Below are 19,404 nucleotides of genomic sequence, written 5' to 3'. Positions count from 1 at the left end.
CGGGAGGCCCCGGCGCACCACTTCGAAACAGCTCCGCCGCGACGCCGGAACGCGCCGCCCCGGCGGCAGGCGAGCGGCCGCGCCACGGCGCCGCTCGGTGCACGGGCGCCGGTCCGCCTGCGCACCTCGCGAGCGCCTCCACCGCCGAGCTCAGGCGCCCGGCGAACCGCCGAGCCGGGCGGTGGAATTCACCATGAGACCTTCGACATCGGCCGCATTGGCCTTGTTGAGCTCCTCGGCGTCCTCGTAGTTCTTGAGCACCTTGGCGAGGTCGTCCTCCAGGTGGTCCATCCCGACCGTGATGTCCTCCAGGAAGCTCAGGATGGTCGGCTGGAGCCCGACCGAATCCTTGCCCTGCCCCATGACCCGGTCCCGCAAGGCGTACGCCGCGCCGAAAGCGCCCGGCTTGACGTCGATGTCGCCGACGTAGCCCTTGGCCGGGTCCAGCATCCCGCGCAGTTCCCCCACGGTGGCGATGAAGCGCCGGATCGCCTCGGTGCTCACCACGACCTGCTGGCCGTCGCCCTCCTCACCGCCGTAGTTCGGCGGCTTCGGGCCGTCCCCCACCTGCGGTGGCTTCTCCCCGGGGTAGTCCAGACCGGACTGGTCGACGTAATCGGTGTCCTCGTTCGGGCCTTCGCCCTCGCCCTCCGGCTTCGGCAGGTCCTCGGCGGTACCGTTGTCCCCGAACCTCGGGTCGTCCTTGTACTCTTCCTTGAGGTCGAGGTACTTCGACCAGCTGTCGTCCGTCTCATCCGGACTGTCGGCATGCCCCGCGGCGGCAGCGCTGCCCCGCGCTTGGATGAGGTCCCGCTCCTCCTCCGTCAGGAGTCCTTCTTCGACGAAGGAGTCGATCTTGTTCCAATCGGCGTACTGGGTGTCCTCCCACATGTCGCTTTCGAGCCAGTAGTCGATCCCCGTCTTGTCGCTCATGACATCCTCCACACGCTCGTTTCGCGGAAGCGGCCCCGACGGCCGCGGTGGGAGCGGTCGGGAAAGCCGGGGTCACTCCCCGACGGCCGAACCGCATCGCACTGTCCGAAACCGCTCGACGCGGGGTCTGGTCCGGGCCGCGGCGAGGGCCGCCGGGAGGGCTCGGGGCGCCGCCCCGACGGCCGGTCATCACCGAGGACGGGCTCCGGCCTCAGGCCCGCCAGACCGCTCCGTTGGTCTTCTCGGTCTGCTGGTAGAGCTCGATGATCTGGTTGAGGGCCTGCTGCGCGGTCCCCAGGGCGCGGTTCATCTCCGCGGCCTGCTGGTTCCACAGCACCTTGGCGTCGCTGTACTGCATCTTCGCGTCACCGGTCCAGTCGGCGGTGCTCTTGTCGACGTCCGCGATCAGGCTGTCGATCGTCGCGCGCACCTTGCTGTTGACCGAGTTCAGGTCCGCGCTGGCCGTCATGGCGGCGCTGAAATTGACCCCGTAGTCGGACATGTGCACTCCTCGTCAATCCGTACGTCGGTGGGGAAGGGGACCGCTCACACCGCTCACACGCCGGGCAGCGGCGGAATCGCGTTCCCGGCGGAACTCGCGACACCGGTCGCGTCGCCCTCGGTGGAGACGTAGTTCCGCTGGTTGCCCACCATGTTCGTGCTCAGCGTGTTCAACGACGTGATGATGGTGCTGAAGGCCGCGCCCCAGCGGTCCATCGCCCGGTTGAACTGCATGCTGGCGTCGCCGGTCCACGTCGACCGCAGGGTCGAGATCGTGGAATTGATGTTCTGCAGGTCCCGGCTGAACTCGGCCGCGGTGCTGTCGAAGCGCTGCGCGGCCTGCTGCATTCCCGCGCTGGCTGTCTGGACTGGCTGCTGCCCTGTCATCTGGAATCCCTCCCAATCTGCTCGCCGCGCACCGGGTCATCGGCGCACCGGGTCACCGGCGCACCGGCGCGCGTGCGCGGGCACCCGCCAGTCTCGTCGCGCGATCTCGCCACCCGCACCCGCGCGGTGGCAGCCGTGCCCGATCGCCGGGCAGCGCTGCCCGAACGGACACTTCCGCACCCGTCGGCGGCGGCGCGGCAGCACATCCGGGATATAAGTGAAACCCGCCGTTCACAATGCCCGCCGTTCACAATGGAAGGAGTGGGCGTCCGATGGCGCTCGGCGCGAACCGGGACTCGGTGCGGTCCCGGACCGAAGACAAAGTCGTCTCGCTCGTCAACGTCGAGCGCACCCGGCGCGGGCTCGGCCGCCTCGACGTCGACGAACGGCTGCGCCGGGCGGCCCGGCGGCACAGCGTCGACATGGCGCGGCGGAACTTCTTCCAGCACCAGGGACTCCGCGGACCGGACCCGTTCGAGCGGATGCTGGCCGAGGGTTTCGCGGACCCCGGTGGCGAGAACATCGCCGTCGGGCAGGAAAGCCCGGCGAGCGTGGTGCGCGCCTGGATGCAGAGCATCCCGCACCGCGCCAACATCCTCAACGGCGAGTTCCAGAAGATCGGCGTCGGCCTGCACGTCGATCGCGGGTTGCCCTGGTGGACCCAGAACTTCGGGTATTGAGGACCTCGGTCCTCCGGTCATGCCCGGCCGTCCGGGTCGAAGCGGTAGCCCACGCCCCACACCGTCACCAACCTGCTCGGCCGGGCCGGGTCCCGCTCGATCCGTTCCCGGAGGGCGCGCACGGTGCTCAGCACGGCGGCGGTGTCCTCCCGCTCCCACGCGCCGCGCGCGAGTTCGTCCCGGCGCCAGGTGCGGCCCGGGTGCTGCATCAGGAAGCACAGCAGCTCGAACTCCCGGTCGGTGAGCACCAGCTCCCGGCCGCACTTGCTGACCAGCCGGGTGTCCCGGTTGGCCACCAGATCACCGTCGACCAGCACGGGATTGCCGGGTTCGGCCGCGACGCCGTCGTCCAGCAGCGCCCGCCGCACCCGCACCACCAGCTCGCGCGGGCTGAACCGCCGGGGCGCGTCGCCCGGGGCCGGGCCGGTCAGGGTGAGCAGCAGCGGACCGGCATCCGCGCAGAGCTCGGCGTGGAAGCGGTCGAGGACGAGCCCGGGGAGCGCGGTGTCGAGCACCACCAGGTCCGGCTTGAGCCTGCGGACCAGCTCCAGCCCGGTGGCACCGTCGGCGGCGACGACCACCAGGTACCCGGCCGCCCTCAGGTAAGCGCTGATCACCTCGGCCACGGTCGGTTCGTCCTGCACGACCAGCACGAGGCGCTGCGCGGGAGCTGGGCCGAGGTCTTGCGATTCGCGGTCCTGCGGTCCGGGGTCCGGCGATCCGGGGTGGTGCGGCGCGGGCACTGCCGTGGTCACGCGGCGAGCCCGTGGGCGGCACCGGGGTCGAGGCTCCCGCGCAGGTTCGCCGCCACCAGCTCCACCCGCGACCGGCAGCCGGTCCGGGCGAACAGCCTGGTCAGGTAGCCCTCCACGGTCTTCTCGCTCAGGTTGAGCTCCGAGCCGATCCGCCGGTTGGTCAGCCCGTCGCTGACCAGCTCGACGATCCGGGACTCGGTGCGCGTCAGGGCCGGGGCCGACGCCGCGTCGTCGCGGGCCACCGGGCGCGCGGTTCCGGGGGCGAACGCCCGGGCACCGGTCACCCGCTCGGCGCGCAACCGGCGCACCGCGGCGGGGTCCTCGGCCGCGGCCCAGGCGGCCAGCGCCGGGCACAGGCACACCACGCGGTCCCAGGTCTCCCCGGTCAGCGCGCCGAGCTCGACGAGCCGGTCCACGGTGCGACCGCAGGCGAAGAGGTCCTCCCCGAGCGCCTCGGCCACCAGCGGCAGCTCTTCGACGCCGAGCCCGCCGAGGGCGGCGGTGGTCGCGAGCATCCGCGCGCCGAGGTCGCCGAGCTCGCGGACCCGGCGCGGCAGGTGGTGCTCGCCGGGCAACGCGATGGCCTCGGCCGGGTCGGCCAGCACCAGCCGGTCCCCCGCGCCGATCAGCCGACCGCGCTCCCGCAGCCGGGCCACCGTCGCCAGCACCGCGCCCGGGTTGCCGTAGAGCGGGCCCAGGGCCGCGCGCAGCGCGCGGTGGACGCCGCCGTCCAGCTCGTCCCCGGTCACCGCGGCGATGTCCTCGCCGGTCAGCGGTTCCAGGTCGAGCACGTCGTCGGCCAGGGCGAACAGCTCGGTCCCGGCCGCCGTCGGGGCGGCCTCCTCCCGGACCGAGGTCAGCACCAGGCAGCCGGGGCGACGGGCGGCCAGCAGCGGCAGGAGCGGATCGGCGACGGCCGTCGCGTCGTCGACGAGCACGGCGGTCGGCCCGAGCGCACCGATCCGGTCGAACACCTCGCTGCACCCGGCCACGACGGCCGACGACCAGCCGGGGCCGCCTTCGCGCGCGCACACCCTGCTCAGCGCGCCGATGCGGTCGACCAGGGCGGGCTCGCCGAGCAGGGTGAAGTCGCGGCGCAGCGCGTCGAGGACGGCGCCGAACCCGGACCGGCCCGCGGCGGAACCGCCGAGCCGCACGTCGATCACCCGCGTGCCGTCACCGCGCCAGCGCCTGGCCACGGCCTCCATCAGCCGCGTCTTGCCGATTCCGGCGGGACCGCGCAGGACGACCAGCCGACCGCGTCCGGCACCGGCGCGCGGGGCGTCGCGCAGCGCCGCCAGCACCCCGTCCCGGCCTTCGACCGCCACCTGTTCGCGTCCCATGCTCCCCTCCCCCGGCACCGCGCGGTGCCTCCGGTCCTCGTCCGCCGGAAGGCACGGTAGCGCCGGGACGGCCGGGCGGTCGCGTGCGGAAAGCGGCCCGTCCGAACCATTTAAGAACTGCGCAACAATTCCGAACCCGCAGGTCAGCGGTTCAGAATTGCGTAAGGAATTCCTCATGTCACAGCCGCTGAAGGCGCCGCGGCGGACGGGAATACTCGCGTTCGTGATCAGCTCGAAGCACCCCGTCCCCCGCCCGCCATCGCCCGCGCAGTTCCCCGAACGCGGGGTCGCACCGCACCCGCGTGGACGCGCGGAGGTCATCACCCGGGTGCTCGACGCCTGCGACTCGACCACCCCGGTCGTCGCGATCACCGGTCCCGCCGGCATCGGCCGCAGCCTCGTGCTGTCGCGGGTGCGCGCCCGGCTCGCCGAGCGGCAGGTGACCACCGTGGACGTCCCGCTGGTCCGGGCGGAGCACGACGTCGGCCACCTGGTCTCCTGGATCAGCGACGAGCTCGGCCTGCCCGCCGTCCGCGAACCCGCCGGGCCCGCGCTGCACCGGCTGCTCACCGCGCTCGCCGCGCGTCGCGACCCGGTGGTGGTCCTGCTGGACGACGCGCACCGCATCGCGCCGGACGTGCTCGCCGCGCTGGCCGGTCCGGTCCGGGCGCTGGCCGGGTCCCGGGTCACCTTCGTCGGCGCCTTCCGGACACCGGTCGACGGGCACCGCCCCGCCGCCGCTGCCCTGCGGGCGCGCGGGCTGGTGCACGAGGAGCGGCTGCGCCCGCTGGGCGCGGGCGACGTCGAGCGGATGGTCACCGACCTGCTGCGGGCGGTCCCCGCACCGGGGCTGGCCGCCGCGCTGCGCGACCGCAGCCGGGGGCTGCCCGCCGTGGTGCGCGCCGCCGTCGACGGGTACGCGCGGACCGGTTGCCTGCGCATCGTCGACCACCACGCCCACCTCGTCGAGCAGCGGATGCCCCGGATGCCGCTGACCCATCCGCTGTTCGCGGCGTTCGGCGGTCCGGACTCGCCGAGCTGGTCGGTGGTCAAGGCCCTGGCGCTGCTGGGTCCGCTGCGCGGCGACGTCGTCGGGTTGATCGCCGAGTCCGCGGACCTCGCCCCGGCCCGGGTGCGCGAGGCGCTGGCGGAGCTGCGGGCGAGCGGCGTGCTGCTGCCCGGGTCGAACCGCTTCCGGGTGCCGATGCTGGCGACCCTGCTCACCGCCTGCCTGGGCCCGTACGAGCGGTCCCGCACCGCGCAGCTCGCCGTGCGCGCGGTGTGGTCCGGCGCCGCGTCCTACCCGGACGGCGACCAGCTCGGGGAACGGCTGGCCGACGCGGGCGGCCTGGTGGACCGCGACCGCGCGGCGGCCGAGCTGCTGGCGCGCGGCACCGAGGTCGCCACCCGGCGCCCCGACCTCGCCGATCGGTGGCTGCGGACGGCAGCCGAGCTGACCACCGACCCCGACCGGCGGGCCGCCGCGCTGCACCGGCACGCCACCACCTGCGCGCTGCTCCAGCGCTTCACCTCCGCCGCCGGCAGCACCGGGCTGGTGCTGCGCGACCACCTGGACCGGCTTCCGCCCGAGATCCGGCAGGAGTCGCTGCTCGTGCACGTGGTGGCGCTGGCGAGCTCCGGTCCCGACGCGCTGCGCGAGTTCCTCGCGGCGCCCGAGCCGAACCCGGTGGCCCGCGCGGTCGCGCTGTGCCTGCTCGACCGGTGGCCGGAGGCGCACGCCGAGCTCACCGCCGCCCGCCCCGCGGACCCGTTCGGCCGGCTCGTGCTCCGGCTGGCCGGCGCGCCGCTGGGCATCGAGGAACCCGCGGGCGACCCGGAGCCGACCGGCGGCACCGCCGCCGACGTGCGCCGCGTGCTGCTCCGCGCGCTCTCGCCCGGCCAGGACGACTCCCGGCCCAAGACCGCCGCCGCGGCCACCATCGGCGCCGCGGGCACCGGGCGGTGGGACCGCGCGCTCGACCACGCCCGGCGCGGCCTCGCCACCGCCACCGTGCACGGCAGCGCGCCCGGCCGGACCGCCGCCGTCCGCGAGATGGCGGTGATCCTCGTCGCGCGCGGGCAGCTCAACCGGGCCCGGGCCGTCCTGGCCGAGGCGCGTTCGCGGCACCTGGTGCTGCCGCACCTGCTGGCCCTGCCCGAGGCGGAGCTGGAGCGCGCGATGGGCGCGCACCGCCGGGCGCGGCAGCTCATCGAGGAGGGCATCGCCGCGGCCGACGAGCGCGGCGTCGTGACCGGCACCGCCGAGCTGTGGCTGTGGTTGGCCGAAGCGGACCGCACCGCCGGGGCGCCGGAGGCCGCGCGGCGCTGCGTGGACCGGATCGACCGGCTCGTCGAGCACTCCGCCGAGCCCCGCCGCCACCAGCTGCTCGCCCACGTCGGGATGCATCGCGACCGGGCGGCGGCGCACGAGCTGGTCGAGCTCAGCAGGCGCGCGGACCACCCCTGGGAGCTGGCGCAGGCCCTGGTCACCGTCGCCTGGAGCGGGCTGGGCGAGCCGAAGCTGCTCCTGGAGGCCTACGGCCTGTACGGCGAGCTCGATGCCCTCATCCCCCGGGCCCGGCTGCGGCTGCTGATGCGGGAGCGGGAGGTGACCGTGCCCGGGCGGGGCGCCACCGTGGCCGAGAACGAGCGGCTGCTCGCCGTGCTCATCGCCAACGGGCTCACCAACTCCCAGGTCGCCACCGTGGTGGGAAGCAGCGAGAAGGGCGTGGAGGCGAGGCTGACCCGCTTCTTCCACCGCACCGGCTACCGCTCCCGCGCGGAGCTGACCACCGCCACCCTCAGCCACGAGATCGCGCCCCGGGCGACCACCCGCTGCTGAGGTCCGGGCGAGCATCGGGCGCCTCGCGGATACCGCACCGGGTCGCACGGCTTCAGACGAGCCCGGCGCGCACCGCGTAGGCGACCAGCTGGGGGCGGTTGCGCACCTCCAGGCGGTTGGTCATGGTGTGGATGATGTTCTTCACGGTGCGTTCCGAGTAGCAGAGCCGGCTCGCGATCTCCTCGGTGTCCCACCCCTCGGCCATCAGCCGGACCACGTCGATCTCGCGCGTGCTGAGCCCGGCCGGGTTGAGGCCGCGCGGGGCGAGCACCTCCTGCTGGAGGGCCTGCACCTGCCGCAGCAACGCCCCGAGCAGGTTCGGCGGCAGGGTGGCCCCACCGGAGGCCGCCGAGCGGACCGCGCCGACCAACCGCTCCTCGGTCGCCGCGCCCCGGTGGAGCACCGCGACCACCCGGCACTCGACCACGCTCATCAGGTGCTCGTGGTCGAGTTCCCGCGTGACCAGGACGGCAGGGGCGGTGGTCGCGGCGGCCGCGCGCCGCATGCTGGCCACCACGGCGGGCGTGACCCGGTCGGTCGCGAACACCAGGACGTCCACACCGGACGGCTGCTCATCGGGGGTGACGAACACGTCGAGGCTGCCCACCAGCGTCTCGGTCACGCCGACGAGGGTGATGGGATCGGCCGCCCACACCGACACGCGCACCCGGTCGGTCCGCTGCTCGGGCGGAGTCGTCCCCGGCTCGACCTTCGCTGCCATCCGCTTCCTCCGAACGCCGTCGGCCGCGGTGGCGGCCCGACCGCCCGCCCGCGGAGTCGCGTGCTTGCCCCACGAGTCTGCGGCGACCGGGCGGGAGTGGAACGAATCCGACGAAGGCCCCCGGGGTATCCCTCGGCTGATCAGCGACCGGGACCGACCGGCGGATCAGCGGACGCGGCAGCCCGCCCCCGGGAGGTGCTCCGCTCGTCGCGGGGCTCGTCGAGGTCGGGATCACCCCGCCCGGCGAACGCGGGACCGGCGAGGAACCACACCGCGGTGACGAGCGCCAGCAGCAGGAGCACGGCCCAGCACGGGTGCGTGGCGGCGGCCTCGACGGTGGGCGGCAGGGGCCGGCCCTCCAGCGCGATCATCACCAGCAGGCAGGCGGCCGCGATGAGGGCGGCGGCCACCAAGCGGAACCACTCGTGCCAGAGCGCCCGGACCTCGGCGGTCGAGCCCTTGGCGGGCTTGGACGGCCGCGGGCCGCCGGCGAAGCGGTGCCGGAACCACGCGTCCACCCCGCGGACGAGCGGGCGCCCGAAGGCGACCGTGACGCCCAGGTACACCACCGCGAACGCGTGCGCGCGGGTCGGCTCCGCCCCGCGCGCGACGTCGACGCCCACCAGGGCGACCAGCGCGAGGTCCGCGAGCGGGACCGCGGCCAGCACGGCGGAGCTCGCACGCCGGGCCCCGGCGAGGTACCGCAGGACCAGCCCGCCGAGCAGGAACACCCAGAACGCGGCTTCCGCGGCGAGGATCGCGACGATCACGACGCCTCCTGAGCGGGTGCGAGGCCGCGCAGGTGCCCGTCGAGGACGTCGAACATCCGCTCGACGCCCAGCAGCTCCGGTGCGGTCAGCCGGCGCAGCACCAAGCCGTCCATGACCACGGCCAGTTCCCCGGCCGCGGCCGTCGGGTCGAGGTCGGCCCGGGCGGCTCCGGTCAGCACCAGGTAGTCGAGGCACCGCTCGTAGAACCGCTGCAACTCCTCGTGGACCCGGCGCGCGGTGGGCTCCAGCGGCCGGTGGATGACGGCCTTGACGATGAACTGGAGGTGCGCGTGGAAGTCCGCCGCGCTCTCGGCGGTCGTGGGCAGCAGGTCGAGCAGCGCCGCCCGCACGCGGGCGCGGGCGCGCGCCGGGCTCGCCGGGCCCGCCGCCGCGTCGGCGCTCAGGGTGTCCTCGACCCGCGCGGTCATCCGGCGCAGCAGCTCCTCCATGGCGAACACGTGCAGCTCGTCCTGCGTGGCGAAGAAGTGCCGCACCGAGCCGGCCGACAGGCCGGTCTCGGCGGCGACCGCGCGCACCGAGGCCGCCTCCAGCCCGCCCTGCCGGATGAGGCGCCAGACGGCATCGGCCAGCACCCGGCGCCTGGCCTCGGAATCGATCGTTCGCACCACACCGCCCAAACTAGCACAGGTGTAATAGTTTGGGTGGGAAATCGGACCCGTGGGACAGGTGGGTCGCGGGGAGCCCTCGGGTACCCACGCCACGAGGCGCATTCCGGCGCTCGGGCGGACGATGCGGGGAGGTTGCGCCAGCCGAAGGAGGTGTGCGCCGATGACCGTGGTGTGGACGGCGATCGTCATCATCGTCCTGCTCGTGCTCTTGATCGTGGGCACGGGATTGCGCGCCGTGCAGCAGTACCAGCGCGGTGTGGTGCTGCGCTTCGGCCGGTTGCTCTCCCCGGTGCGCCAGCCGGGGCTGCGGGTGATCGTGCCGTTCGTGGACCGGATGGAGAAGGTGCCGGTCCAGACCCTCGTGCTCGACGTCCCCGCGCAGGGCGCCATCACCCGGGACAACGTCTCGATCGGGGTGGACGCGGTGGTGTACTTCCGCGTGGCGGACCCGGTGAAGGCCGTGATCAACGTGTCGGACTACCTGCACGCCACGTCCCAGGTCGCGCAGACGTCCCTGCGCTCGGTGATCGGCCGGGTCGACCTGGACACGCTGCTGACCGACCGGGACCAGGTCAACGGCGAGCTGCGCGGCGTCATCGAAACCCCGACCGACGAGTGGGGCATCAGCATCGACCGGGTCGAGACCAAGGAGGTGTCGCTGCCCGAGGGGATGCAACGCTCGATGTCGCGGCAGGCCGAGGCCGAGCGCGACCGGCGGGCGCGGGTGATCAACGCCGACGGCGAGCTGCAGGCCTCGCAGAAGCTGGCCGAGGCCGCCGACGCGATGGAAGCCGCGCCGGGCTCGTTGCAGCTGCGCCTGCTCCAGACGGTCGTCGACGTGGCGGCCGAGAAGAACAGCACCCTGGTGATGCCGTTCCCGGTGGAGCTGCTGCGCTTCTTCGAACACGCCACCGGTCAGACCACCGAGGCGGGCACCGCATCGCCGCAGCGACGCGACGACCGCGACCAGATCGACCGGAGCGGGCCGACCTGACCGGCGCTACCAGAGGTTGCCCGGGAGGTCCCGCGTCAGCTCCGCCAGCTCGCCCCGGGTCGTGCTCGCGTAGGCCGCGGCGATGCGCTCATCGCACTCGGCCACCGCCAAGCGCCCCTGGGACAACGCCCGCTGGAGCCGCTCGACCACCTGCTCCCGCTCCGCGTCCGAAGCGCGAACTTCCTCGTCCACCACCGCACTCCACCGATCGCAGTTCCCGCGCAACTCCCGCCAGGCTACGACAGCGGACCCGGCACCTCACCCCGGCGCCAGGCGTAGGTCCGCTCACCCCGCACCGGCCACAGCAGCGCCCTCGGGCCGGTGGCCGGGTCCGGTAACCTGCCCGGCGTGCCTCGCGCGGTGCAGCGGATCTCCGGAGTGGTGCCGGTCAGCCATCACCAGTTCTTCCTCCTCGGTGCGGACGGGCACCCCGAGGACAGCGCTGTCCTGTCGTTCCGGGAGAACGGGCTCACGGCAACCGCGCTCGGCGTGATCGCTGTTCAGACCGGGATCCACACCGGCCCCGCCCACCTGGTCGTGGAACACCTCGACGGTCCCCCACCACCAGACCTCTCCGCGTGGGAAGACGCGGTCGAGGTCCCGTTCACCGCGCCGCTCGGGAAGCTCCGCGTCGGAGCCCTCATGGACGACCCGGATCCGGCGCTCCGCCCGACCATCTCGATCGGGTCCGGCGATTGCCGGTGCCGAATCCATGCGACCGGACGCGACTCCGCAGTCGACCTCGCGGTGGACGAACCGGTGGAGCGATACCTCATCCAGCTGTGGGGCGTGGACGTCGCAACTCCCGGCGAGATCCTGAAAGCGGAAAGCCGCTACGGTTCGGTCGCTGGACCGCACGCGCCTCGGTGATGCGGGGTGGCGAGCACCAACGGGATTCGCGGTGGGTACCACGGAAGTCGGGCCACCGCCCCGTGCGTGGCGGTGGCCCGACTTCCGGCGGATCTACTGGATTGAGGAGTGCTCCGCCACCGATGCCGTGAGGACGTGCTGGTGGCCCCACGAGGGCAGGTGCTCGTAGATGATCTCGCCGATGGCGGGTGCGAGCGGCTCGTCGACCCAGCCGCGCAGGAGTTCCGAAGCGACGGCGAGCCAGTTCACCGGGACGGCGCCGGCTTGGACCAGCCGCATGACGGCGGTGTCGTGGGTTTCCTCGGTGGTGGCGCCCGAGGCGTCGACCACGACGTAGACCTCGTAGCCGCGGTTGAGCGCGGTCAGGACCGTGAGGGCGAGGCACACGTCGGTCTGGATGCCCGCCATGACCAGCTTCGTGCGCCCGGTCGCCTCGATGGCGGCGGCGAATTCGTCGTTGTCGAAGGAGTCGAACACCGGGGCCCGGTGGATGACGGGATGGTCCCCCAACACCCTCTTGAGCTCCGGGTACAGCGGCCCGGCGGGGTCGGTCTCGCGCGCCGCGGTGACCACGAGCGGCAGGTCGAAGACCTGGGCGACCTTGGCGAGGGCGACGGTGTTGTTGACCGTCTCCTCGATGGTGCGGGACTTGACCAGGTTGGAGAAGCCGACCTCGTGGTCGATCAGCACGATCGCGCTGTTCTCGCGGGTGAGAGGTGTCGTTGCCATCGGACTGCCTTCCTCGTGGGTGTCGATCCGGCCAGAACGCCTGTGGCGGACCTGCTCGGCCGCGTTCGCGCGGACGGCCGTGGTCAGGACCCCCTGCTGCTTCCACGCGGGACGTGGTCGTAGATCACGTCGGCGAAGGGCATCGGGTGGTGCCCGCACGGGACGTCCGCCGGGACCGACCCGCCTTCCCGGCCGTCCGCCGCGAACGGCTCAAGTATCTGCCTGTGCAGCTAAATACAACAGGGCCGTACGGGTGCACTGCGCCCGGTCCGACCGGAGCCGGGTAGGTGCGTGCGCAAGCAGTTACCAAGGTTGGCTCCGCAGCTCTCCGCCGATACCATGCCGCTCATGGCGAAGGACGAGCTCGGCGAGCTCGAATACGCGGCGTGGCAAGGATTCCTGGTCACCCACGACCGGATCTGGCGGGCGATCGAGGCCGGGATCGCTCCGCTGAACGTGAGCATGGCCGAGTACGGCGTGCTGGCCCTCCTGGGCGAGGCCGGCCGCACCGGGATGCGGATGTCCGACCTTTCCCAGCGGAGCCTGATGTCCAGCGGCGGCTTCACCCGGCTCGCCGACCGGCTCGAAGGCCGAGGGCTGATCGAGCGGCAGCGGTCCCCCAACGACGGCCGAGGCTTCCACGCGGTCCTCACCCGCGACGGGCGGGCGCTGCTGCGCAAGGCCTGGCGCCAGCAGCACGGCGATCTGCGCACGCTCTTCTTCGACCGGCTCGACGACGAGCACCTGCGCAACCTCGCCGAGGTCTGGACGCGACTCGACCCGGACCACGACGAGGAACCGGCGGAGGACGCGTCGTAGTCGGTGCCGCTCCGTGCCGACGTTCGCCGAGCCGCCCGACGTCACGCACATCGCGGCCGACCGCTCCCGGAAAAGCAGGAGCCCCAGCCGACCACGATCGTCGGCTGGGGCTCCTGAAGTGGTGCGCGATACTGGGATTGAACCAGTGACCTCTACCGTGTCAAGGTAGCGCTCTCCCACTGAGCTAATCGCGCGTCGCGGCGGTGCCGCGTGCGGGGACGACTATATCCGAAGCCCGTTCGCGGCCCGACACGGGGATCAGACCTGGCGTTCGAAGGTGACCAGCAGGCCCTCCACGCCGCCCGGGCCGAGCTTGCCCTTGACGTCGGCGCCGGTGATGGCCTTGAGCTGCCAGCCCTCGGCCGCGTGGTCGTTGAGCACCTTCTCCAGCTTGTCGCCGGACATCTTGCCGCCGAGCCACTTCTCCCTGAGTTCGACGACCTTGTACTGGTACGGCATCCGCGCTCCTCGGTCGGTGGTCGTGCCGCGCGGTCAACGAACCGCGCGCACCCGAGGTTCCCCCGGATGCGGAAACGCCGCCTCCGCAGCAGCGGAAGCGGCGTTCGCACGAGCTGGCGGATCAGCGATCGGCCATCCGCTTCTGCAGGTTCTCGTCCAGCGACGCGAGGAACTCCTCGGTCGTCTGGTACCCCTGCTCACCGCCGACCAGCAGCGCCAGGTCCTTGGTCATCTTGCCGCTCTCGACGGTCTCGACGACGACCTTCTCCAGCGCCTCGGCGAAGCCGACGACCTCCGGGGTCGAGTCCAGCCGGCCGCGGTGCTGCAGCCCGCGGGTCCAGGCGAAGATCGACGCGATCGGGTTGGTCGAGGTGGGCTTGCCCTGCTGGTGCTGCCGGAAGTGCCGGGTCACGGTGCCGTGCGCGGCCTCGGCCTCGACGGTGCCGTTCTCGGTCATCAGCACCGAGGTCATCAGGCCGAGCGAGCCGAAGCCCTGCGCGACGGTGTCGGACTGCACGTCACCGTCGTAGTTCTTGCAGGCCCAGACGTAGCCGCCCTCCCACTTCAGGGCGCTGGCGACCATGTCGTCGATCAGCCGGTGCTCGTAGTCGATGCCCTTGGCCTCGAAGTCGGCCTTGAACTCGGCGTCGAAGACCTCCTGGAACACGTCCTTGAACATGCCGTCGTAGGCCTTGAGGATCGTGTTCTTGGTCGACATGTACACCGGGAAGCCGCGGTCCAGGCCGTACCGGAACGACGCCCGCGCGAACTCCTCGATGGAGCGGCGGTAGTTGTACATGGCCATCGCCACGCCGCCCTGCTCCGGGAACTTCGCGACCTCGAGCTCCATCGGCTCGCTGCCGTCCTCCGGGGTGTAGGTGACGGTGACGGTGCCCGGGCCGGGGACCTTGAAGTCGCTGGCCTTGTACTGGTCGCCGTGCGCGTGGCGGCCGATGACGATCGGCTGGGTCCAGGTCGGCACGTACCGCGGGATGTTCGAGATGACGATCGGCTCGCGGAAGATGACGCCACCGAGGATGTTCCGGATCGTCCCGTTCGGGCTCCGGTACATCCGCTTCAGGCCGAACTCGTCCACGCGGGCCTCGTCCGGGGTGATGGTGGCGCACTTCACGCCCACGCCGTACTTGGCGATGGCGTTGGCCGCGTCCACGGTGACCTGGTCATCGGTGGCGTCGCGGTGCTCGATGCCGAGGTCGTAGTAGTCGAGGTTGATGTCCAGATAGGGGTGGATCAGCTTGTCCTTGATGAAGGACCAGATGATCCGCGTCATCTCGTCGCCGTCCAGTTCGGCGACGGTGCCCTGGACCTTGATCTTGCTCATGTGGCGGGGTGCTCCTCTCGCGAGAATGCAAGCGGTACAAGCGTACTGCTAACCGGCCGCGTTGTGTGGCTCGCCCGCGTGTTCGTCGCCACCCGTTCACCTCCGAGGCGGTACCGGCCCGGAGGTGAAGGATCTTCTTCTACGCTCGACCCCCGGACGAGCGATCTTGGAGGCGACCGTGGCGACCGGACCCACGCATGCGATGAGCGGGCTCGCCGCGTGGGCGGCGGTCACCGCCTTCGCGGGAACGCACGCGATCGGGCAATTGTCCCCCAAGACCTGGGTCGTCGGCGCGACGCTCGCCGCCGGTGCCGCGCTGCTGCCCGACATCGACCACCCGAAGTCGACCGTGGCCAGCACCTTCGGCGCGGTCTCGCGCGGCGCCTCCGCCGCCATCAGCGGGTTCAGCGGGTTCACCTACCGGCTCACCCGCACCAAGCGGGACAGCAACCGGGAGGGCACCCACCGCGGCTTCACCCACACCGTCGTGTTCGCCGTGCTCGCCGGGCTGATCACCACCGCCATCGTGCAGACCAGCCAGGGCGCCGCGCTGGGCGTGCTGATGTTCGTCTTCGCCGGGCTCGCGGTGCGCGGCATCATGCACACCTGGTGCCCGCGCCGGGACGCCATCTTGATCACCGCCACCTCGCTCGGGCTCACCGCCGCCTGCTGGGCGTGGGCGGGCGACCAGCCCACCGACGCCGCCGCCTTCGGGGTCGCCGTGATGGTCGGCTGCGTCGCGCACTTCATCGGCGACGCGATCACCGAGCAGGGCTGCCCGATGCTGTGGCCGATCCCCCTGGGCGGGAAGACCTGGTACCCGGTCGCCCCGCCGAAGCCGATGCGGATGCGGACCGGCGGCAAGGTCGAGATGGCCCTCATCGGTCCCGGCCTGACCGTGGTCGCGGTGCTGCTCAGCGCCGTCGTGCTGTTCCGGGTGGGCGCCGCCCCGTGGCTCGCGCAGCTCGACCTGCCACCCGAGCTGATGGGCTGGATCGCCGCCACCTGAGAGCGTGCGCCGCGCCCCTGGACCCGGCTCCGCTGCGACTTCGGGGCGATCGATGCGACAAACCGCCCATCCGATGCCGCCCGGGTAGATAGGGTGCACGCGCGGCACCGCTGCGGTGCCGCGCTGAAGTCCCCGGAGGAATGATGCGAGCCCGTAAGCAGTTCGTCGCGGCAGTCCTGGCGCTGCCGGTGCTGGCCGGACTCGCCGCGTGCGGCGAGCTCCAGGAAGCGCAGCAAGGCATGCAGGACGCGCAGGAGCAGCTCGACCAGGCCCAAGCGGGCCTCGACACCGCGCAGGCCTGCATGGAGGCGTTGAACGCGGCGAGCTTCATGCCGAACTTCGCCGATCCCGCGCAGGCCCAGGCCGACGCCCAGGCCAAGGTCGATGAGCTCGGCGCACTCGCCGCGCAGACCGCTGACCAGACCCTCAAGCAGAACCTCTTGGAGGTCCAGCAGTCCGTGCAGCAGGTGGCCGAGGGGCAGATCACCATCGACGGCAGCGCCGACTGGGCCGAGGCCCAGCTGGAGAAGTACCAGCAGGTCACGTCCACCTGTTCGACCATCGGCGGCTGAGCGGGTGGCGCGCGTCACCTACCCTGGGGTCGGGAGGTGATGGGCGATGCGAGCTACCGCAGGAGACCACCTGCTCGTGCACAGCCGGACCGTCGAGGAGACCGACCGGGGCGGGGAGATCCTGGAGGTCCGCGGCGAGGGCGGCGCCCCGCCGTACCTGGTCCGGTTCGACGACGGCCACGAACGCCTGATGTACCCGGGCGCCGACTGCGAGGTCGTGGCACCCCGCCGCGGCACCTGACCGACCGTTCACCCGTCGGTGCTCCAGGTGAGGGGCACCCTGTACCAAGTCACGTGGTACAGGGTGCCCCTCACTCATGCCAGGTCCACACGAACGGGTGGTTCTGCTCCGGGCGGTCCCGGCTCCGGGAGGCGCCGCGGGTGCGCGGCCGGAGCGGCCGTCCGCCCGTGCCCGTCCGGAACGATCATCGCTCCCAATTAAGCTGATCTCGATGAGGGGCGCTGTCGCGAAAGGGCGGTGACGCAGTGCTGGAGGAACAGCGAACAGGAACCCCCGGAGACCTGGCGACGATCTTCGGCACCAACGCCGACCCGGCCACGCCGCTGCCGCCGGGGGAGGTGCTGACCGAGCAGACGGTGCTCGCCTCGCACCCGGCGCCGCTGTGCTGGATCAGCGCCGAGAAGCCGGCGCCGCAGCTGGTGGCCGCGCTGCGCGGGGAGCACCACCGCACCGGGCTGTGGCCGCTGCTGCTGTGCGACGGCGACGAGGTGTTCGGCGAGCGCTGCACGGTGGGCGTGGTGCCGCCGGAGCCGAGGGAGCACATCGACCGGTGGCGGGTGGCCGATGTGATGGACCGGATCTGGGAAGGGCTGGTGCAGGCCGACGAGGAGCTCGGACCGGCCTACGACCTGGAGGCCATCGCGCCGTTCGACTACACCTGCCCGGGGCCGGCGCGCGCCGGGAACCTGCTGGCCGATCCGGACATCCTGGCCAACCAGCAGCTCCCCCGGTTCATCGACGCCGAGACCCGGTTGGCGCTGGTGCCGGTGCTCCGGGGGGCGGACGTGCTGACGGCCCTGGGCTGGTCGGGAGCGGCCAACCACGTGTCCCGGACGGCGGGGCTCTCGGCGATGGTGCGCAGCTGGGAGGAGCGCTTCGGCGCCCGCGTCCTGCGGTTGGGCCCGGACCGGCTCGACCTCAGCGTGGCCGCCCCGCCGCAGGACGTCCGGCACGCGGCGGAGGTCGCCGCCGAGCACTGGACGTTCTGCCCGGACCGGATCATGCAGGACACCGGCAGCCTGACCGCCTACGCGCAGGAGATCAGGGGGCGGCGGAGCTGGTCGTTCTGGTGGGAGTGAACGCCCGGCCGTCCCAGGCCCGAGCGAGGTCCTGAGTGCGGGGCACCTGCATCCGGCATGGTCGGATGCAGGTGCCCCTCACTCAGTTCACGAACGGGTGGGTCAGGCGAGGACCTTGCGGATCCAGACGGCGAGCAGCTCGACCAGCAGCACGACGGCGAAGGTCAGCAGCACCACGGTCGTCACCACGCCGAACTCCAGCACCCGCGAGGCGTTGAGCAGGTAGTAGCCGATGCCGCCCGCGCCGACCAGCCCCAGCAGCGTGGCCGAGCGCAGGTTGGTGTCGAGCTGGTAGAGCAGGTGCGCGGCGAACGCGGGCGCGGCCTGCGGCACCGTCGCGGCGAAGAACACCTGCACCCGGCTCGCCCCGGTGGCCCGCAGCGCCTGCTCCTTGCCGCGGTCGACCTCTTCGAGCGAGTCGGCGACGAGCTTGCCGAGCAGGCCGACCGAACCGACGCCGAGCGCCAGCGCGCCCGCCACCCCGCCGAGCCCGGTGATCACCACGAACACGATGGCCAGCACCAGCTCCGGCACCCCGCGCACGGCCAGCACCACGCCGCGGAAGAACTTCGCCACCGCCGGGCTGGGCGCCACGTTGTCGGCGGCCAGCGCCCCGATCGGCAGCGACAGCAGTCCGCCGAGCAGGGTCGCGGCCAGCGCGATCTGCACGGTGACGACCAGCTCCTCCAGCAGGGTCGGCAGCAGTCCGCCGGTCTCCGGCGGCCAGAACTGGGCCAGCACCCCGCCGAGGTCGGCCATGCCGCGCCACCACTGCTCCCAGGACAGCCCGGCGCCGCCGATCGACGCCACCACCACGAGCGCCGCGACCACCAGGCCACCGGTGTGCAGCACCCGGTCCAGCGTCCACGGCGGGCTGATCCGCGCCCCGGTCGGGCGCGCCCGCCGCCGGGTCCGCACGCCCAGCAGGGTCCGGCGGATCGTCCCGGACAGGATCTCGACCAGCACGCAGAGCACGAACACCACGGCGGCCAGCGCGATCCCGCGCTGGTAGTCGAGGGTGCGCAGGGAATCGGCGATGGCCTGGCCGAGCCCGGCGACGCCGACGAAGCCGAGCACCACCGACACCCGCAGGTTGATGTCCAGCCGGTGCAGCGAGGTCGCCACGAACGACGGCAGCACCTGCGGCAGCACCCCGCTGACCAGCTGCTGCAACCGTCCGCCCCCGGCGGCGCGGATCGCGGTGCGCGGGCCCTCGTCGATCTGCTCGATGGCGTCGGCGTAGAGCTTGCCGATCATGCCGACCGAGTGCAGGCCCATGGCCAGCACCCCGGTCAGCCCGCCGAAGCCGAACATCCGGAAGAACAGGATCGCCAGCACCACGTCCGGCACCGCGCGGGCCAGCACGATCAGCGCGCGGGCGCCGGAGCGGGCCGGGGCGGCGGGGCTGGTGTTGCGCGCGGCGAACACCGCGACCGGCACGCTGAGCAGCGAGGCCAGCAGCGTCGCGCAGACCACGATGGCCAGCGTCTGCCCGGACAGCGCGAGCAGCTCACCGATCGGCGGGAAGTCCAGCGGCAGCGCGCGGGAGACGAAGTCGACGGCGTTGGCGGTGCCGTCGACCAGGGTCGCCACGTTGATCCGCAGGTCGATCAGGGACCACACGGCGGCGCCGAGCAGGGCCAGCGCGACCAGCGTCGCGGCGGTGCCGCCCGGCCGCGGGCGCGCCAGGGTCCGCCCCCGCTCGGGGGGCGCTTCGAGCGTGGTCATC

22 protein-coding genes and 1 tRNA gene are annotated in these 19,404 nt (G+C 72.7%); 9 read left to right on the top strand and 14 right to left on the bottom strand.

The features are described from left to right. Positions 1 to 150: 150 nt before the first annotated feature. From ABD976_RS05465 to ABD976_RS05455, 3 genes are all read right to left on the bottom strand, one after another. The gene (locus ABD976_RS05465; RefSeq protein WP_345358071.1) at positions 151 to 933 is read right to left on the bottom strand and encodes a hypothetical protein; all 783 of its coding nucleotides are present in this window, start codon (positions 931 to 933) and stop codon (positions 151 to 153) included. Positions 934 to 1,144: 211 nt separating this feature from the next. Beyond that, positions 1,145 to 1,435 carry a WXG100 family type VII secretion target gene (locus ABD976_RS05460; protein WP_345358068.1) on the bottom strand — a complete coding sequence of 97 codons (291 nt, stop codon included), beginning with the start codon at positions 1,433 to 1,435 and terminating at the stop codon, positions 1,145 to 1,147. Between the two features lie 53 nt (positions 1,436 to 1,488). Continuing rightward, positions 1,489 to 1,821, bottom strand: a complete 333-nt coding sequence (locus ABD976_RS05455) for a WXG100 family type VII secretion target (protein WP_345358065.1) — start codon at positions 1,819 to 1,821, stop codon at positions 1,489 to 1,491. A gap of 272 nt (positions 1,822 to 2,093) precedes the next feature. Between ABD976_RS05455 and ABD976_RS05450 the strand changes: the two genes are divergently transcribed. Then, positions 2,094 to 2,501: a CAP domain-containing protein gene (locus ABD976_RS05450; protein WP_345358062.1), complete on the top strand. Its 408-nt coding sequence runs from the start codon at positions 2,094 to 2,096 to the stop codon at positions 2,499 to 2,501. Between the two features lie 17 nt (positions 2,502 to 2,518). Here ABD976_RS05450 and ABD976_RS05445 read toward each other — a convergent pair whose 3' ends face one another. Both ABD976_RS05445 and ABD976_RS05440 read right to left on the bottom strand, forming a co-directional pair. Continuing rightward, positions 2,519 to 3,256 (bottom strand): response regulator transcription factor, encoded by a 738-nt coding sequence (locus ABD976_RS05445; protein ID WP_345358059.1) that lies wholly within the window; start codon positions 3,254 to 3,256, stop codon positions 2,519 to 2,521. Next, complete coding sequence (locus tag ABD976_RS05440; RefSeq protein ID WP_345358056.1) at positions 3,253 to 4,599, bottom strand: helix-turn-helix transcriptional regulator; 1,347 nt, start codon at positions 4,597 to 4,599, stop codon at positions 3,253 to 3,255. Before ABD976_RS05440 ends, ABD976_RS05445 begins: the two co-directional genes overlap by 4 nt. A gap of 175 nt (positions 4,600 to 4,774) precedes the next feature. Here ABD976_RS05440 and ABD976_RS05435 point away from each other — a divergent pair, with 175 nt between their 5' ends. Further along, positions 4,775 to 7,441 carry an AAA family ATPase gene (locus ABD976_RS05435; RefSeq protein ID WP_345358053.1) on the top strand — a complete coding sequence of 889 codons (2,667 nt, stop codon included), beginning with the start codon at positions 4,775 to 4,777 and terminating at the stop codon, positions 7,439 to 7,441. A 52-nt stretch (positions 7,442 to 7,493) separates the two neighbouring features. Here the strand turns inward: ABD976_RS05435 and ABD976_RS05430 are convergent, their stop codons facing one another. The 3 genes from ABD976_RS05430 to ABD976_RS05420 all read right to left on the bottom strand — a co-directional run bounded on the left by ABD976_RS05430 (position 7,494) and on the right by ABD976_RS05420 (position 9,561). Next, positions 7,494 to 8,162 (bottom strand): helix-turn-helix transcriptional regulator, encoded by a 669-nt coding sequence (locus ABD976_RS05430; protein WP_345358050.1) that lies wholly within the window; start codon positions 8,160 to 8,162, stop codon positions 7,494 to 7,496. Positions 8,163 to 8,302: 140 nt separating this feature from the next. Continuing rightward, on the bottom strand, positions 8,303 to 8,932 hold the full coding sequence (locus ABD976_RS05425; RefSeq protein ID WP_345358047.1) for a hypothetical protein: 630 nt from the start codon (positions 8,930 to 8,932) through the stop codon (positions 8,303 to 8,305). Then, positions 8,929 to 9,561 carry a TetR/AcrR family transcriptional regulator gene (locus ABD976_RS05420; protein WP_345358044.1) on the bottom strand — a complete coding sequence of 211 codons (633 nt, stop codon included), beginning with the start codon at positions 9,559 to 9,561 and terminating at the stop codon, positions 8,929 to 8,931. The genes ABD976_RS05425 and ABD976_RS05420 overlap by 4 nt, the downstream gene beginning before the upstream one ends. Positions 9,562 to 9,721: 160 nt before the next feature. On the opposite strand from ABD976_RS05420, the gene ABD976_RS05415 reads away from it, so the two are divergent. Further along, the gene (locus ABD976_RS05415) at positions 9,722 to 10,555 is read left to right on the top strand and encodes a slipin family protein (protein ID WP_345358041.1); all 834 of its coding nucleotides are present in this window, start codon (positions 9,722 to 9,724) and stop codon (positions 10,553 to 10,555) included. Between the two features lie 6 nt (positions 10,556 to 10,561). Here ABD976_RS05415 and ABD976_RS05410 read toward each other — a convergent pair whose 3' ends face one another. Beyond that, on the bottom strand, positions 10,562 to 10,747 hold the full coding sequence (locus ABD976_RS05410; protein ID WP_345358038.1) for a DUF1707 SHOCT-like domain-containing protein: 186 nt from the start codon (positions 10,745 to 10,747) through the stop codon (positions 10,562 to 10,564). Between the two features lie 156 nt (positions 10,748 to 10,903). On the opposite strand from ABD976_RS05410, the gene ABD976_RS05405 reads away from it, so the two are divergent. Next, positions 10,904 to 11,425, top strand: coding sequence for a hypothetical protein (locus ABD976_RS05405; protein WP_345358035.1), 522 nt, complete (start codon positions 10,904 to 10,906; stop codon positions 11,423 to 11,425). Positions 11,426 to 11,518: 93 nt separating this feature from the next. On the opposite strand, the gene ABD976_RS05400 is transcribed toward ABD976_RS05405, so the two are convergent. Next, on the bottom strand, positions 11,519 to 12,154 hold the full coding sequence (locus ABD976_RS05400) for an isochorismatase family protein (RefSeq protein ID WP_345358032.1): 636 nt from the start codon (positions 12,152 to 12,154) through the stop codon (positions 11,519 to 11,521). Positions 12,155 to 12,502: 348 nt separating this feature from the next. Between ABD976_RS05400 and ABD976_RS05395 the strand changes: the two genes are divergently transcribed. Then, a complete protein-coding gene (locus tag ABD976_RS05395) occupies positions 12,503 to 12,973 on the top strand; it encodes a MarR family winged helix-turn-helix transcriptional regulator (RefSeq protein WP_345358029.1) in 471 nt (156 codons plus the stop codon). A gap of 119 nt (positions 12,974 to 13,092) precedes the next feature. Here ABD976_RS05395 and ABD976_RS05390 read toward each other — a convergent pair. The 3 genes from ABD976_RS05390 to ABD976_RS05380 form a co-directional block, all read right to left on the bottom strand. Further along, positions 13,093 to 13,167 (bottom strand) — tRNA-Val (locus ABD976_RS05390). 64 nt (positions 13,168 to 13,231) lie between these two features. Beyond that, positions 13,232 to 13,432: a DUF4177 domain-containing protein gene (locus ABD976_RS05385; RefSeq protein ID WP_345358026.1), complete on the bottom strand. Its 201-nt coding sequence runs from the start codon at positions 13,430 to 13,432 to the stop codon at positions 13,232 to 13,234. Positions 13,433 to 13,553: 121 nt separating this feature from the next. Beyond that, the gene (locus ABD976_RS05380; protein WP_345358023.1) at positions 13,554 to 14,774 is read right to left on the bottom strand and encodes an NADP-dependent isocitrate dehydrogenase; all 1,221 of its coding nucleotides are present in this window, start codon (positions 14,772 to 14,774) and stop codon (positions 13,554 to 13,556) included. Positions 14,775 to 14,952: 178 nt separating this feature from the next. Between ABD976_RS05380 and ABD976_RS05375 the strand changes: the two genes are divergently transcribed. The 4 genes from ABD976_RS05375 to ABD976_RS05360 all read left to right on the top strand — a co-directional run bounded on the left by ABD976_RS05375 (position 14,953) and on the right by ABD976_RS05360 (position 17,675). Next, positions 14,953 to 15,783: a metal-dependent hydrolase gene (locus tag ABD976_RS05375; RefSeq protein WP_345358020.1), complete on the top strand. Its 831-nt coding sequence runs from the start codon at positions 14,953 to 14,955 to the stop codon at positions 15,781 to 15,783. A 143-nt stretch (positions 15,784 to 15,926) separates the two neighbouring features. Then, on the top strand, positions 15,927 to 16,355 hold the full coding sequence (locus ABD976_RS05370) for a hypothetical protein (protein WP_345358017.1): 429 nt from the start codon (positions 15,927 to 15,929) through the stop codon (positions 16,353 to 16,355). A 46-nt stretch (positions 16,356 to 16,401) separates the two neighbouring features. Continuing rightward, positions 16,402 to 16,596 (top strand): DUF1918 domain-containing protein, encoded by a 195-nt coding sequence (locus ABD976_RS05365; protein WP_345358014.1) that lies wholly within the window; start codon positions 16,402 to 16,404, stop codon positions 16,594 to 16,596. A 245-nt stretch (positions 16,597 to 16,841) separates the two neighbouring features. After that, positions 16,842 to 17,675, top strand: a complete 834-nt coding sequence (locus tag ABD976_RS05360) for a DUF4253 domain-containing protein (protein WP_345358011.1) — start codon at positions 16,842 to 16,844, stop codon at positions 17,673 to 17,675. Positions 17,676 to 17,777: 102 nt separating this feature from the next. Here ABD976_RS05360 and phnE read toward each other — a convergent pair whose 3' ends face one another. Then, a complete protein-coding gene (gene phnE / locus ABD976_RS05355; RefSeq protein WP_345358008.1) occupies positions 17,778 to 19,403 on the bottom strand; it encodes a phosphonate ABC transporter, permease protein PhnE in 1,626 nt (541 codons plus the stop codon). Position 19,404: the final 1 nt, after the last annotated feature.

It is taken from the genome of Saccharopolyspora cebuensis (assembly GCF_039542665.1).
Classification (GTDB): Bacteria; Actinomycetota; Actinomycetes; order Mycobacteriales; family Pseudonocardiaceae; genus Saccharopolyspora; species Saccharopolyspora cebuensis.
Note: the sequence above shows the minus strand (reverse complement) of the source record. Positions and strands in the feature narration are given on the sequence as shown.

Coding starts and splice junctions, on each gene's coding strand:
- ABD976_RS05465 (WP_345358071.1), bottom strand. CDS start 933: ATGAGCGACAAGACGGGGATCGACTACTGGCTCGAAAGCGACATGTGG.
- ABD976_RS05460 (WP_345358068.1), bottom strand. CDS start 1,435: ATGTCCGACTACGGGGTCAATTTCAGCGCCGCCATGACGGCCAGCGCG.
- ABD976_RS05455 (WP_345358065.1), bottom strand. CDS start 1,821: ATGACAGGGCAGCAGCCAGTCCAGACAGCCAGCGCGGGAATGCAGCAG.
- ABD976_RS05450 (WP_345358062.1), top strand. CDS start 2,094: ATGGCGCTCGGCGCGAACCGGGACTCGGTGCGGTCCCGGACCGAAGAC.
- ABD976_RS05440 (WP_345358056.1), bottom strand. CDS start 4,599: ATGGGACGCGAACAGGTGGCGGTCGAAGGCCGGGACGGGGTGCTGGCG.
- ABD976_RS05435 (WP_345358053.1), top strand. CDS start 4,775: ATGTCACAGCCGCTGAAGGCGCCGCGGCGGACGGGAATACTCGCGTTC.
- ABD976_RS05430 (WP_345358050.1), bottom strand. CDS start 8,162: ATGGCAGCGAAGGTCGAGCCGGGGACGACTCCGCCCGAGCAGCGGACC.
- ABD976_RS05415 (WP_345358041.1), top strand. CDS start 9,722: ATGACCGTGGTGTGGACGGCGATCGTCATCATCGTCCTGCTCGTGCTC.
- ABD976_RS05400 (WP_345358032.1), bottom strand. CDS start 12,154: ATGGCAACGACACCTCTCACCCGCGAGAACAGCGCGATCGTGCTGATC.
- ABD976_RS05395 (WP_345358029.1), top strand. CDS start 12,503: ATGGCGAAGGACGAGCTCGGCGAGCTCGAATACGCGGCGTGGCAAGGA.
- ABD976_RS05385 (WP_345358026.1), bottom strand. CDS start 13,432: ATGCCGTACCAGTACAAGGTCGTCGAACTCAGGGAGAAGTGGCTCGGC.
- ABD976_RS05380 (WP_345358023.1), bottom strand. CDS start 14,774: ATGAGCAAGATCAAGGTCCAGGGCACCGTCGCCGAACTGGACGGCGAC.
- ABD976_RS05370 (WP_345358017.1), top strand. CDS start 15,927: ATGCGAGCCCGTAAGCAGTTCGTCGCGGCAGTCCTGGCGCTGCCGGTG.
- ABD976_RS05365 (WP_345358014.1), top strand. CDS start 16,402: ATGCGAGCTACCGCAGGAGACCACCTGCTCGTGCACAGCCGGACCGTC.
- phnE (WP_345358008.1), bottom strand. CDS start 19,403: ATGACCACGCTCGAAGCGCCCCCCGAGCGGGGGCGGACCCTGGCGCGC.